This is a genomic window from Kocuria sp. ChxB, assembly GCF_044359605.1.
Lineage (GTDB): Bacteria > Actinomycetota > Actinomycetes > Actinomycetales > Micrococcaceae > Kocuria > Kocuria rhizophila.
Genome location: NZ_CP121123.1, coordinates 1,274,448 through 1,287,276 on the forward strand (window position 1 = coordinate 1,274,448; position 12,829 = coordinate 1,287,276).

Annotated in this window: 10 protein-coding genes; 3 read left to right on the top strand and 7 right to left on the bottom strand. The window is 72.0% G+C overall.

What is annotated here, in order from left to right; all coding sequences use genetic code 11:
* Nucleotides 1–3 precede the first annotated feature (3 nt).
* Together P8S73_RS05605 and P8S73_RS05610 are read left to right on the top strand one after the other, a co-directional pair.
* Entirely contained in the window at nt 4–840 is an 837-nt protein-coding gene (locus tag P8S73_RS05605; protein WP_019309977.1) for a carbohydrate ABC transporter permease, read from the top strand.
* A 45-nt stretch (nt 841–885) separates the two neighbouring features.
* The gene (locus P8S73_RS05610) at nt 886–2,205 is read left to right on the top strand and encodes an ABC transporter ATP-binding protein (protein WP_019309976.1); all 1,320 of its coding nucleotides are present in this window, start codon (nt 886–888) and stop codon (nt 2,203–2,205) included.
* A gap of 232 nt (nt 2,206–2,437) precedes the next feature.
* Here the strand turns inward: P8S73_RS05610 and P8S73_RS05615 are convergent, their stop codons facing one another.
* Entirely contained in the window at nt 2,438–3,088 is a 651-nt protein-coding gene (locus tag P8S73_RS05615) for a hypothetical protein (protein WP_019309975.1), read from the bottom strand.
* Between the two features lie 258 nt (nt 3,089–3,346).
* On the opposite strand from P8S73_RS05615, the gene P8S73_RS05620 reads away from it, so the two are divergent.
* Nucleotides 3,347–4,327 carry a hypothetical protein gene (locus tag P8S73_RS05620; protein ID WP_396350551.1) on the top strand — a complete coding sequence of 327 codons (981 nt, stop codon included), beginning with the start codon at nt 3,347–3,349 and terminating at the stop codon, nt 4,325–4,327.
* A 15-nt stretch (nt 4,328–4,342) separates the two neighbouring features.
* Here P8S73_RS05620 and P8S73_RS05625 read toward each other — a convergent pair whose 3' ends face one another.
* From P8S73_RS05625 to P8S73_RS05650, 6 genes are all read right to left on the bottom strand, one after another.
* Nucleotides 4,343–6,415 carry an NHL domain-containing thioredoxin family protein gene (locus P8S73_RS05625; protein ID WP_224764949.1) on the bottom strand — a complete coding sequence of 691 codons (2,073 nt, stop codon included), beginning with the start codon at nt 6,413–6,415 and terminating at the stop codon, nt 4,343–4,345.
* Between the two features lie 309 nt (nt 6,416–6,724).
* Complete coding sequence (locus P8S73_RS05630) at nt 6,725–8,875, bottom strand: cytochrome c oxidase assembly protein (protein ID WP_191551002.1); 2,151 nt, start codon at nt 8,873–8,875, stop codon at nt 6,725–6,727.
* Nucleotides 8,876–8,960: 85 nt separating this feature from the next.
* Nucleotides 8,961–10,226 (bottom strand): Dyp-type peroxidase, encoded by a 1,266-nt coding sequence (locus tag P8S73_RS05635; RefSeq protein WP_145001341.1) that lies wholly within the window; start codon nt 10,224–10,226, stop codon nt 8,961–8,963.
* Complete coding sequence (locus tag P8S73_RS05640) at nt 10,216–10,998, bottom strand: copper chaperone PCu(A)C (RefSeq protein ID WP_145001343.1); 783 nt, start codon at nt 10,996–10,998, stop codon at nt 10,216–10,218. Before P8S73_RS05640 ends, P8S73_RS05635 begins: the two co-directional genes overlap by 11 nt.
* A 427-nt stretch (nt 10,999–11,425) precedes the next feature.
* Nucleotides 11,426–12,091 (bottom strand): copper resistance CopC family protein, encoded by a 666-nt coding sequence (locus P8S73_RS05645; protein ID WP_135010735.1) that lies wholly within the window; start codon nt 12,089–12,091, stop codon nt 11,426–11,428.
* A gap of 114 nt (nt 12,092–12,205) precedes the next feature.
* Nucleotides 12,206–12,796: a hypothetical protein gene (locus P8S73_RS05650; RefSeq protein ID WP_191551003.1), complete on the bottom strand. Its 591-nt coding sequence runs from the start codon at nt 12,794–12,796 to the stop codon at nt 12,206–12,208.
* Between the last annotated feature and the right edge of the window lie 33 nt (nt 12,797–12,829).

Consider the following 12,829-nt stretch of genomic DNA (forward strand, 5'->3'; position numbering starts at 1 on the left):
GCCATGCTGAGCACTAAACAGAAGATCGGTTGGGCCGTCATCTCCGTGGTGGTGCTGGTCTACGCACTGTTCCCGGTGCTGTCCATCCTGATGACGTCCTTCAAGTCCCCCTCGGACCTGAACTCCGGGAAGTTCCTGCCCACCGAGTTCGTCACCGAGAACTACGAGCAGATCTTCGTGGGCGACGCCAAGGACCTGTTCCTCCCGGCGCTGCGCAACTCGATCGGCATCTCGCTGATCGCCACGTTCATCGCCGTGGTGCTGGCCACGCTGTGCGCCTACGCGATCGCCCGCCTGGACTTCCCGGGCAAGAAGCTCGTGCTGACCACCGCCCTGGTGGTCTCCATGTTCCCGGTCATCTCGATCGTCACGCCGCTGTTCAACCTGTGGCGCCAGGTGGGGCTCTACGACACCTGGCTCGGCCTGATCATCCCCTACCTCTCGCTGACGCTGCCGATCTCCATCTGGACGCTCGCGGCGTACTTCCAGCAGATCCCGTGGGACCTGGAGCGCGCGGCGCAGGTGGACGGCGCCACCACGTGGCAGGCCTTCCGCAAGGTCATCGTGCCGCTGACCCTGCCGGGCGTGTTCACCACCGCCATCATCGCCTTCTTCATCGCGTGGAACGACTTCGTCTACGGCATCGGACTGACCTCCACCTCGGCGGCACGCCCTGTTCCCGCGGCCCTGGCGTTCTTCACGGGTGCGTCCCAGTTCGAGGACCCGGCCGGTGCCATCGCGGCCGCGGCGATCATCGTGACGATTCCCGTGGTGATCCTCGTGCTGGCCTTCCAGCGCCAGATCGTCTCCGGTTTGACCCAGGGCGCCGTCAAGGGCTGAGCCCGGCCCCTCCACACGCTCAGACACAGTAAGGACTGACACAACATGGCAGCTATCACCATGGAGCACCTCGTCAAGAAGTACGACGACGGCTTCCCTGCGGTCAACGACATCTCCATCGACATCGCCGACGGCGAGTTCCTCATCCTCGTGGGCCCCTCGGGCTGCGGCAAGTCCACGCTGCTGCGCATGGTCGTGGGCCTCGAGGACATCACCAGCGGGGACCTGAAGATCAACGGGGAGCGCGTCAACGAGCGGCAGCCGCGCGAGCGCAACCTGTCGATGGTGTTCCAGAACTACGCCCTCTACCCGCACCTCTCCGTCTACGAGAACATCGCGTTCCCGCTGCGCCTGGCCAAGGGCCAGTTCAGCAACGACGAGATCGACCGGAAGGTCCGCGAGGCCGCAGAGACCCTGGACCTCACCGAGCACCTCGAGCGCAAGCCGGCGAACCTCTCGGGCGGTCAGCGCCAGCGTGTGGCCATGGGCCGCGCGATCGTGCGTGACGCGGACGCGTTCCTCTTCGACGAGCCGCTGTCCAACCTGGACGCCAAGCTCCGCGGCCAGATGCGCACGGAGATCGCGCAGCTGCAGCGCCGCATGGGCATCACGTCGATCTACGTGACCCACGACCAGACGGAGGCCATGACGCTGGGCGACCGCGTGGCCGTGCTCAAGCGCGGTCAGCTGCAGCAGATCGCCTCCCCGCGAGAGCTCTACGAACAGCCCGTCAACCTGTTCGTGGCCGGGTTCATCGGCGCGCCGTCCATGAACTTCATCCCGGCCCGCATCGAGGGTGGGACGTTCCGCACGCCCATCGGTGACATCGAGGTTCCGGAGCGTGTCCGGGCCAGGCTCTCCGGGGCTCCCGAGCTCGTGCTGCTGGGGCTGCGCCCGGAGCACTTCGAGGACGCCAAGTTCGTGGACGAGGCCAAGGTGGGCCACGGCACCATGTTCGATGCCGAGTTCACGCACACGGAGTGGCTGGGCAACCAGCAGTACGGCTACATCCACTACCAGCAGGACGACACGGTCCAGCACAAGCTCAACGAGCTGGCCCAGGAGCTGGACGCGGACGAGATGCCCGCACAGGTGGTCGTGTCCCTGGATGCGTCCTCCCGCATCCGCGGTGGCTCGAACTCCAAGATCTGGCTGGACAGCCGCCGCATGCACGTCTTCAACCCGGAGACTGGCGAGAACCTCACGCGCGACGCCGAGGCGGGAGCGGAGCTGACCCGCGAGGCCAACGAGGAGCGCGAGTCCGAGATCGCACGGGCCCGGCAGCGCGACGGGGCCGCCACGGCCTCCGGCGCTCCCGCACGCTCGGGCCAGGGCGCGGACGGCGGCAGCAGCGCCGCACGCTGACTCCGACTGACCCGGCAACGCCGGTCCGCACGAGAACGGCCGGTCCCCGCGGGGGACCGGCCGTTCTCGTGCGCGGATGATGGGGCACCGCCTCGTCAGCCGGCGCCACTCACGGCGTCGCAGTTCGTGGCCGTCGTGGTCGCGGTCGTGGTGGGTGGCCGTGGTGCTGGGGCAACACCAGGAGAACTCGCGGCAGCAGGGCACAGCTGGGGGGGGCGGCGTCGCCCCGGAATCACCCCGCGCCCGGGACGAACGCCCACCACACGAGCGCGACCACCACGGCCACGAGGGCCGCCGAGGAGAGCGCGTAGCGCACCCGGGGGAATCGCACCCGCCAGGAGACGAGCCGGGGCCAGTGCTCGCTGACCTGGGCGGGCGTGGCCCGCCTGAAGTTCACGTGCTGGGCGCCGCTGAGCCGGGCGATCTCCTGCAGGGTCCGGGCATCCCACACCGTGCCGTCCAGGGACAGGGCGCAGCGTCCCGCGGCAGTCACGAACCACAGGTGGGGCCGGCCCCTGGTGCGCCCCTGCGCCGCATGCGGCGGGAGCAGCGCCTCCACGGTGACCACCTGTGGAACCCGTTCCCGTTCCACGGCCCGGAACCCCATCCAGCGGGACGTCAGCACGTGGCTGGCCGTGAGGACCACGAGTGCCGGGCGGAGGTAGGCGTAGCAGGCCACGGCTCCCGCGAGCGCCAGCAGCACCAGCAGCACCAGGGCGAGACCGCCCGCCCGGCGGACGTAGATCATGGCCACGGCCAGACCCACGAGCGCCAGCGGTGGGCACGCGGCCAGCAGCCGCCGCCCGTAGGATCCGATGCGCGGGTGGAACACGTGCTCGGGCTCCCCGTACCGGGGCGGCACCTGTCGGACGGTCTCTGCCATGTGCTGCCTCCGCGCTGGCGGTTCTGTGTGGGGCTCCGCCCTGGGGCGGATCTGCGGTGGGGGCGACGCCGCGGCGTCGCCCGGTCCAGCCTAGTTCCACCGGCGGGGCCCGGGACCCGTCTGCGCCGTGGGCACGGCCCCGCCGCCCAAGAACCTGGGATCCGGCCAAGGCCCTGCCACAACCTGGTCCGGCCACGGGCCCGCCGTCCGGTGACACGGGTCTGCTCCCTGCCCGCTCATCCACTAACGTGAAGATCCATGGAACGCAGCGATCGCATCATCAGGGCCGTGGGGGCGTGGTTCTTCCTGATCGTGCTGTCGGTCGCGGCGGCGGCGGTCACCATCGCCCTGGTGAACAAGTACCAGTACGGTCCGGAGACGGATGTCCGCGAGTACTTCCAGGCGCTGCAGGACGGGGACGGCGGCAAGGCTCTGGGGCTGCTGAACGCCCAGGTGCCGGATTCGAACGCGGCGCTGCTGGACGGGGACGCCCTCGCGGAGGCGGGCAGCCACCTGGACGAGGTGGAGGTGTCCACCGTGTCCTCGGACAAGGACCACGCGGTGGTGCGCGCGAGCTACCTGCTGGACGGGAAGCCGGCCTCCTCGGAGTTCACGCTGCACCCGGCGGAGACCCAGTGGGGGTTCTTCACGGTGTGGGACTTCGACCCGTCCACGCTGCCCACCATGACCGTGTCCATGCCCGGCTCCACCGCGGTGGACATCAACGGCGCCTCCGTGGCGCTGCCGGAATCCTCCCGGGACTTCGCGGTGTTCTACCCCGGGGTCTACACGGGGTCCTACAGCTCCCCCATGATCACGGCGGAGCCCCGCGAGGTGCCGGTCAGTGACGAGGACCAGCACACCACCATGGAGCTCACGGCCGTCCCGTCCGAGACGATGAAGCAGCAGGTGGACGAGCAGATCCACGCGCACCTGGACCGGTGTGCGGAGCAGGACAGTCTCTACCCCGAGGGGTGCCCGTTCTCCCACGACTTCCCGGGGCGGATCCAGGGTGAGGTGTCCTGGAGCATCAAGGACTACCCCCGGCCGGAAGTGCGCCTGGCCGGTCCGCACGCGGACCAGTGGTCGTTGCCGGACAGCAGGGGCACCGCGCACATCGAGTTCACCGCGGTGGACCTGTACGACGGCCGGACGTCCACGGTGTCCCGGGACGTCCCCTTCACGTTCTCCGCGGGTTTGAAGGTCACGGGGGACCAGGCCAGCGTCAGCCCCAGGTAGCGTCCCGCCCCGGGATCAGTCCGTGCCGCGCAGCTCGAGGGTCAGCTCAGCGGGGGCCGCAGGATCCACGGTGAACGGGATGCCCCAGTCCTGCTGGTAGAGGTGGCACGCGGCGTGCTCGGGGATCTCCCCGTCCGGGGAGCCGTCGCACGCGGCCGCGCGGGCGGTCACGTGCAGGACCCCTTCGGTGACGCCGTCCGCGAGGCGCAGCGTGCGGGTCAGGCCCTGGGACGTCCCGCCGCCCTCGACCAGCGCGTCCTCCGGGGACGAGGAGACCTTCAGCTGGGTGGGGTCCCCCCACCGGGTGTCGAGCTTCTGGCCCGCCGGCGCGGAGAAGCGCACCGCGAGCGCCAGCGCACCGGGTGCCACCGGGGTCCGCTTGCGCTGCACCTGGGCGGCACCCTCGTCCACGGTCTGCGCCTTCTTGGGCACGGGCACGCGCACGAGGCGGTGCGCGTTGGTCTCCACGACCACCAGCACGGGCTCCTCGTGTGAGGTGTCCAGCAGCACGTCCGAGGGTTCCGCGAGTCCGCGCGTGAGCGTGGAGACCTCACCGGTGGCGGGGTCGTGGCGGCGCACGGCACCGTTGTAGGTGTCCGCCACGGCCACGGAGCCGTCCGGGAGCACGGTCACGCCCAGGCAGTGCTGGAGCCGCGCCTCGGCGGCGGGGCCGTCCCGGAACCCGAAGTCGAAGAGCCCCAGCCCCACGGCGGACTCCACCGAGACCTCGGCAGCGGCGTCCACGGCGGCGGGTGCCCCGGAGCTGGTTGGCGACGCCGCGGCGTCGGGACGCGCGGGGGCCTCCCCGTCGGATCCCGCGGCGACCGGCCCGGCGGAGGACCCGGCCGGGTCGCCCACGGTCGTGGGCGCGTGGGGAGCCGTGGTTGCCTCAGGATCGGTGGGCGACGCCGCGGCGTCGCCGACCGCGCACCGCACCCGTCGCAGGGCGGAGGATTCCGAGTCCGCGACCCACAGGTCCCCGTGGGCGTCCTGGGCCAGCCCGGAGGGCTGCGCGAACCAGGACTCCCGGGCGGCGCCGTCCCGCAGGCCCTCGTCCCCGGTGCCGGCCAGCACGGCGAGCGCACCGGTGCGGGGGTCGAAGGAGAAGAGCTGGTGGGTCCCGGCCATCGCGACCACCAGGGTGTCGGCGGCGTCGGACCACACGAGGTCCCACGGGGAGGACAGTGCCACCTCGGTGGGATCGGTGGCCGTGATGACGTTCGGGTCCGTGCCGCGGGCGCGGGCGTCGTCGAGCAGACGCTGCACGCCGTTTCCGGCGAGGGTGCGCACGGAGCCGGAGCCCAGGTCCACACCCCGCAGCCGGTGGTTCACGGTGTCCGCGACCACGAGGTCGTAGCCCACCTCGGCGCGGACGTGCGCCGGGAGTGTGGCGATGCCCTGGGGCTCGTTGAAGCGGGCGAGCTCCCGCGGGCCGTCCACCCAGCCGCGCGTGCCGTCGCCGATTGCGCGGCGCACCGTGCTCAGGTCCGACTCGAGCTGCACCAGGCGGTGGTGGCCCGTGTCGCTCACCATGAACGAGCCGTCCGGCAGCCCGACCACCTTGCCCGGGAAGCGCAGCTCGCCCTCGGGGCGCGGGCGCGGCACGTAGGGCCCGTCCCCTCGGTGCAGCGTGCCCTTGGCCTCGTGCTCGGCCACGAGCTCCGCCACCAGGGACTCGAGCCCCGACACGTGGCCCTCGCCGGAGAGGTGCGCCACGATGTACCCCTCCGGGTCCACGACCACCAGGGTGGGCCACGCGCGGGCGGTGTACGCGTCCCACGTGCTCAGCTCGGGGTCGTCCAGGACGGGGTGGGTGATCTCGTAGCGGTCCACCGCGGCGGCCAGGGCGTCCGGGTCCGCCTCGTGCTCGAACTTGGGAGAGTGCACCCCCACGGTCACCACCACGTCCGAGTGCTTCTCCTCGAGCGGGCGCAGCTCGTCCAGCACGTGCAGGCAGTTGATGCAGCAGAAGGACCAGAAGTCCAGGATCACGATCTTCCCGCGCAGCGCCTGCAGGTCCAGTTCCCGGCCCCCGGTGTTGAGCCAGGCGCGGCCCGTCAGCTCGGAGGCGCGAACGGGGGTCTTCATGCGTGCAGCGGTCACGGGGGTCCTTCCACGGGGGTCAGGGGGTCTCTCAGGATCCAACGCTATCCGCGCGCCCACACTTCCCGTGCATCGCATGACGCCCCGCACACCGGCCCACCGCTCCGAACCCCCGCGCTGCGCTCCGCGCCCGCGCGGCCCGTGCCTGCGGCGGGGGACGACGCCGCCCGCCCACCCCGAGGAGGCCCGTCCCCTCCGCGGCCCGGTGGCCGTGCGGCGTCGTCGGGCCGGCGGCAGGCCGCGGCGCTGCGGGAACCCGGTGCGGGTGCGGCGTCGTCGGACCCCCGCCCCGGCTCAGCGGCGGGGCTGGTCCCGCTCGGCGAGCTCGGCCATCATCTCGTTGTACGCCCGCAGCTCGGCGTCGTCCGTGCGGTCCGCCTGGCGGTCCACGCGGCGATTCTCCTTGCTGCCCTCCATGGCCCACAGCACCGCCATGATGACGGCCAGCAGGAAGGTGGGGAACTCGCCGATCCCCCACATCAGCATGCCGCCCAGCTGCTGGTCCTCCAGCGCGCTGGGGCCCCACGGGCGGCCCATGTTGCCGAACCACGAGGCCTGCAGCACCGTGGTCAGGCTCATGATGCTGATGCCGATGAACGCGTGCGCGGCCATGGTGGCCAGCAGCAGCACCAGGCGCATGGGGTACGTGGGGCGGCGCGGGATGGGGTCGATGCCGATCAGCACCAGGGCGAACATGTACCCCGTGAACAGGAAGTGCACCATCATGAACTCGTGGCCCACGTGGTAGCGCAGCGTGAAGCTGAACAGGTCCGTGAAGTAGAACAGCACGATCGAGAACGCGAAGTTGGCGGCCGCGAAGATCGGGTGGGTCACAATCCTGCCCCACGTGGAGTGCACGAGCCGCAGGATCCACTCGCGGGGTCCGCGGGTGCCGTCCCGGCGCGGCTCGAGCGCCTTGAGCACCACCGTGACGGGCGCACCGGAGACCAGGAACAGCGGCACGATCATGGTCAGCGTCATGTGCTCCACCATGTGGGCGGAGAACAGCACGCGGGCGTAGATGGACACGCCGCCGCACGTGGCGTAGAGCAGTGCCGCGAGGCCCACGAACCAGGACGCGGTGCGCAGCGGGGACCACGTGTCACCGCGGCGCCACACCTTCACGGCCGCCCACAGGTAGACCACCGCGAAGAACGCCACCACGGCCACCCAGAACCAGTCCCAGCGCCACAGCGTGAACCAGTTGCCCAGGGTGGGCTCCGGGGGAAGCTCGTACCACGTGAGGATGCGAGCGGGTGACGCGTCCGGCTCCAGCTCCTCCGGAACGGGAGGGGCCGTGCGGCTCAGGGCGGTCGCGATGCCCATGAGCAGACCCATGAGCACCACCTCCACCACGATCACGCGCCACAGGGAGGCCGTGCGGGACCGGGAGCCGTCCGCCACACCGGGGATCAGCCACTGCCGGTGCGCGAACCCGGCCGCGGCCAGCAACACGGTCAGGCCCAGCTTGCTCAGCGCGATCACCCCGTATGACGACGTCAGCTGATCCCAGGAGCCGATCCGCACCGCGGCGTTGACGATCCCCGAGAGCAGCACGAGCACGTAGCAGCCCAGCGCCACGGCGGAGTACCGGCGCAGAACCACCGCGAGCAGCGGCTCGCGGCGGGTGCTGTCACCGCGGCGGCTCACCACGCTGGTCTCCCGGGAGAGCAGCGGGCCCACCCAGATCAGCACGATGAGCCCGCCCACCCACAGGCACACGCCCAGCAGGTGCAGACCGAGGGAGTTGACCGCACCCATGTGGTCCGCGCCCCCGGCCGCGTGGCCGGTGAGCGCCAGGGCCACGAGGGCCACGAAGGACAGCGCGAGGGTGCAGAGCAGCCCCAGCAGCGAGCGCACCCCGAACACCAGGGTGGTGACCACCGCGGCAACCATCACGATCACGGCCTGGGACTGGCCCGTGGCCAGCCCGGTGATGTAGTGCAGCAGCTCCTGGGTGTAGCTCTCACCGCGCCCGAAGCCCGAGCCGGAGACGTCCGCGTACGTGAACACGAGCACCGCCACAGCGGACACCGTCCACACCACGGAGGCGGCCTCCACGAGCCGCAGCACCTCCCGGTAGACCGGGTGCTCCGGCTCCCCCGCCTGGCCCCTGCTGTTGCGCGGGGGCCGCTTGCGCGAGGTGTCCGCGAAGCGCGGCACCACGCCGATGGCGAGCAGCAGCCCGCCCATGACCACCGACATCGCGATGTTGTGCACGGTCTCCACCACGGGCAGGCCCCACCGCACGAGCGCCCCGGGGTCCGCGACCTGCCGGGGTGCGGCCGCGCCGCCGAACACCAGCGCGGCCGACATCCCGATCATCGCGGCCACCAGGACCACCGAGATGGTCCACGGGCTCACGCTGACACCCCGGTTCTGCGGGGGTGCCGGCGTGCTCTTCCGGGCCGGGGCCGCGCCCCGGCTCCGTGCGGTGGTGCTCATCCTGGTGCTCCTCAGGCCTTCCGGCCGATCGCTGCGGTGCTCCCGGGGCGTGGTGCTCCCGGGCTCGTGCTCGGTGCTGTGCGGCTCACGTGAACAGCGCGTCCCCGATGAACCCGCCCGGCTGGCAGCCCGGCGGGATCGCGAACACCGCGGACCCGATGGGAACGGTCCACGTGTTCAGCATGTCCAGCTCGTCCAGCCGCTTCTGGATGGGCACGAACTGCCGGTCGGGGTCCGACTGGTAGGACGCGAAGATCAGTCCCGTGCTGGACACCCCGCCGGACACGTCGCCGGAGCGGCTCTGTCCCGAGGCGTCGCTCACCGCCAGATCATAGTTGTAGACCCTGCGGAAGATCTTCTCGTCCGGGTTCTCGCTGCGGGAGCGGCGCACGTGGCTGTAGGAGGAGATGACCGGGAACCCCAGGGGCCCCTTGGCCTCGAAGTCCGGTTCGTCGTGCTCCTGGCTGCCTGTGAGGGGCGCGCCGTCCGAGAGCCTGCGGCCCACCGCGTCCTCCCGGGCGGGCGTGTCCGCCTCGTCCCACGTGTCCAGGTTCATGTGGATGCGCCGGATCACCACGGAGGTGCCGTCCTGGATCCAGGGCGTGAAGCCGCCCTGGCCGTAGACCACCTTCTCGTGGTCGCTCTCCCCGGGGTAGGGGTTCGCGGTGCCGTCCACCTGGCCGAACAGGTTGCGCATGGTCTGGCCGTCCGGGGTGGCCCCCACAGTGTTGCGGAAGCCGTCCTGGACCCACCGCACGCTCGCGAAGGAGCGCGAGTCCTTGAGCAGCACCCGCTGGGCGTGGGCCAGGGTGAGCTTGTCGTCGCAGCACAGCTGCAGCAGCAGATCGCCCTGGTTCCACCGGGACTGCAGCTTGTCCACACCGAACGCGGGCAGCGGCCGCAGCCACCGCGGGGCGCGCGCGGGGTCGATCAGCTTCACCGTCCGGGGGCCGAAGCCCACGGTCACGGTGAGCCGCGAGGGGTTCTCCGCGAGCCAGGGCTCCTGGTCGTTGAGGGGCGCCTGCCCCTGGGTGAGCGCGGCGGCGTCGTCCGTGAGCACCCGCAGCATGCGCCGCAGGGAGTCGCGCGTGGCCCCCTCGTCGAGGTCCAGGGCCACGAAGGCGCAGAACGCCTGGGGCAGCGTGGCCACCCCCGCCTGGCGCGCCCCGTGGAACGGTTCGGTCTTCACTCCGTGGCGGGGTTCGTCCTGTGCTGCGGAGAACCGGGGGTCCCCGGCGCCCAGGGCCGCTGCGGAGACCGCGCCGAGACCCGTGGCGCCGGCGCCGGCGACCGCTCCCGTGAGGAGCGACCGCCGGCTCCACCCCGAGGAGGGGCTGCGATCAGTGGGCATGGCATTCCGGAAGGGCAGAGGAGGACGGCGACGCCGCGCCGGTGTGGCCCGCGTGGTCCTCCGTGGCGGGCGAGGACGTCGTGCCCTCGCCGTGGGAGGCGTGGCCCTCGTCCGAGCCGTGCTCGTGGGAGCCGTTCTCGTGGGCGCTGTGGTCGTCCGAGGAGCCGCTCGCGTCCTCGCCGGGCGCGTAGTTCTCCTTGGCCCCCGAGTAGTCCCGGACCGGCACGGTCACGTCCTGGGTGCCGCCGTCGGTCTCGAGCTGCAGGGGGAGATCGCTGCCGGCCTGCAGCGAACAGGTGAGGCCCATGAGCATGATGTGGTTCGCACCGGGTTCCAGCTTCACGCTCTGCCCCGGGGCAATCGTGAAGCCGCCGTCCTTCTTCTTCATCTGCGTGGACCCGCTCGAGGCGTCCATCGCGGTCTCGTGGAGCTCCACGTCCTCCGCGATCCCGTGCGCGGAGGCACCCTTGAGCGTGACCTCCTGGTCCGAGGTGTTCGTGACGGTGCCGAACACCGCCGTCATCCCGGACGGGGCGGCCTTGGCCCAGCCGTCGCTGAGCTCGAGGGGGCCCGCGGCCGTGCTCCGGCTCGCCGTGCTCTGCCCGGAGTCCGACGCCGCCTGGTCACCGCCCTGCGCGGAGCATCCCGTCAGGGCCGCCAGCCCCAGGCCGAGCGCCGCCGCGGCGGCGAGGGCCCGGTGGACGGGACGACCGGACTGCCCCGGTGTGAGGGCCGTGGCGGCGGTGTGGTTGTTCGTGGTGGGGTCGTTCATGGTGTGTGTCCTTCGCGTGAATCTGTGGACCGGCCGTGCACGGGGTCTGCGGGGCGCCCCGGGGCGGCGCCACCGGACGTCGTACGGGGCGCGGAGTCGAGTCCCGCCGAGCACGCCGTGCGGTGGGCACCGCCGGCTGCGCCCCATGGGCCGTGGGCGGACCGTCGGGGAGCATCCCCGGCGCCCGCCGCACGCTCTGCGCCTGCCGCCCGGTGGACCCTGCGCCTCGTCAGTGGTCGCGGTGCGAGCACCGGATCCGAGGCGGTCGCCACGGCTGCCACCGCGGCAGGGGCGCCTGCGATCTCCGTGGCTGACACCGGCGGCCGGTGCGGCCCGTGGCTGCGTCCCGGGGCTTTCGCGCCCGTTTCACATGCCGGTCTGAGTATGAACAAGTGGACCCGGTGTGGACCGGGAGGGTGAACCGGGCTCAGCGCTGCTTGGGGCGCGTGGCAAACACCAGGATCACGAGGAGCAGGACCAGGGCCACAACCCCGCCGATCACGGGGAGGACCCAGCTGGGGATCCCCGTTCCGGTCACGGTCTCCTCGCCGGACTCCGCGGCGGAGTCCGGCGATCCCGAGGCCACGGGCGCGGGGGACGCGGTGGTCCCGGCGCCCTCACCCACCATGTAGGTGTACGTGCCCTCGATGGGGTGCCCGTCCTGCGAGACCACGCGCCACGTGACGGTGTAGGTCTCGTCCGTGTCCCCGCCCTCGCGCAGCGGCTGGGACACCTTGGTGTTCTGCACCGCGAGCGTGCCGCGGGTGACGTCCGTGCCCCGGGAGTCGGTGACCCTGATCTCGCCGCCGATGTCCTGGATCTCTCCGGAGAACGTCAGCTCGAGCGTGGTGGGTGCCTTCTCCAGCGTGGCCCCGGCCTCGGGGCTGCTGCGCAGCAGCTCGTCGTGCGCCGCAGCGGGAGCGGCCGGCGCCAGCACGAGGGCCAGCGCGAGCAGCGCGGTGCACAGCGCCGGCAGGACCGCGCGAAGCCCCCCGCCGGTGGCCGTGGACCACGCGGGCGACGCCGCGGCGTCGGCTCCGTGCTCCGAGCCTCCCGACGTTCGGGTGGGCATGGACATGGGGTGGTGGGTCATGGGGGTGCTCTCCTGCGCCGGTGGGCGCGTTCGTGCCGCGAGGTGCGGCGAAGCGGATGCGATGAACGCTGACGGCGGCACCGGATCCGCGGGGTGCAGCACCCCGGGCGATGCCTAGGCGATCACCGGAGGCCCCCGGTAGCCGCACGCGGAGGGCAGCAGCAGCTGGTCGCTCAGCGACCGCGGCGAGGTCCAGGAGACGCGGCGCGGCACCGTGGCCACGGGGCGCAGCACGGGTGCGAGAATGCGCTGGATGCGCAGGGACAGCGAGCCCAGCAGCCGGAAGCCCGCCACTTCACCGTGACGGAGCAGGAGGTAGGTGGCCAGCGCCGCGACCACGTGGGCGGCGAGCATGCTGCCGCCGTGGTGCGCCACGGGGGCCACGGAGATCACCACGGCGGGACCGTCGGCCACCGCGGCCACGTGGTGGTGGGTGTGGTCCACGGCCGTCACGGCACCGGCGGACTGGGCGAAGAGCGTGTGCAGCAGCGCCTGTGACAGCACCACGCTCAGGGCCACGCACCAGCGGGAGAGCGTGCGCCCGGCCAGGAGCATGCACAGCGGTGCGGCCAGACACGTGGACAGCGCCACGATCATCAGGGAGGGCCAGGTGCCGTCCACCGCCGCGTGCGAACCCGCGGCGAGCGTGGTGGCCACGACGGCGGCCACCCAGCCCCGGGCAAGACGGCGGGCACGACGGGACACCGAACACCTCCGGGGCAGACACAGTGGATGGGA

Coding starts and splice junctions, on each gene's coding strand:
- P8S73_RS05620 (WP_396350551.1), top strand. CDS start 3,347: ATGGAACGCAGCGATCGCATCATCAGGGCCGTGGGGGCGTGGTTCTTC.
- P8S73_RS05605 (WP_019309977.1), top strand. CDS start 4: ATGCTGAGCACTAAACAGAAGATCGGTTGGGCCGTCATCTCCGTGGTG.
- P8S73_RS05630 (WP_191551002.1), bottom strand. CDS start 8,875: ATGAGCACCACCGCACGGAGCCGGGGCGCGGCCCCGGCCCGGAAGAGC.
- P8S73_RS05645 (WP_135010735.1), bottom strand. CDS start 12,091: ATGACCCACCACCCCATGTCCATGCCCACCCGAACGTCGGGAGGCTCG.
- P8S73_RS05635 (WP_145001341.1), bottom strand. CDS start 10,226: ATGCCCACTGATCGCAGCCCCTCCTCGGGGTGGAGCCGGCGGTCGCTC.
- P8S73_RS05640 (WP_145001343.1), bottom strand. CDS start 10,998: ATGAACGACCCCACCACGAACAACCACACCGCCGCCACGGCCCTCACA.
- P8S73_RS05615 (WP_019309975.1), bottom strand. CDS start 3,088: ATGGCAGAGACCGTCCGACAGGTGCCGCCCCGGTACGGGGAGCCCGAG.
- P8S73_RS05625 (WP_224764949.1), bottom strand. CDS start 6,415: ATGAAGACCCCCGTTCGCGCCTCCGAGCTGACGGGCCGCGCCTGGCTC.
- P8S73_RS05610 (WP_019309976.1), top strand. CDS start 886: ATGGCAGCTATCACCATGGAGCACCTCGTCAAGAAGTACGACGACGGC.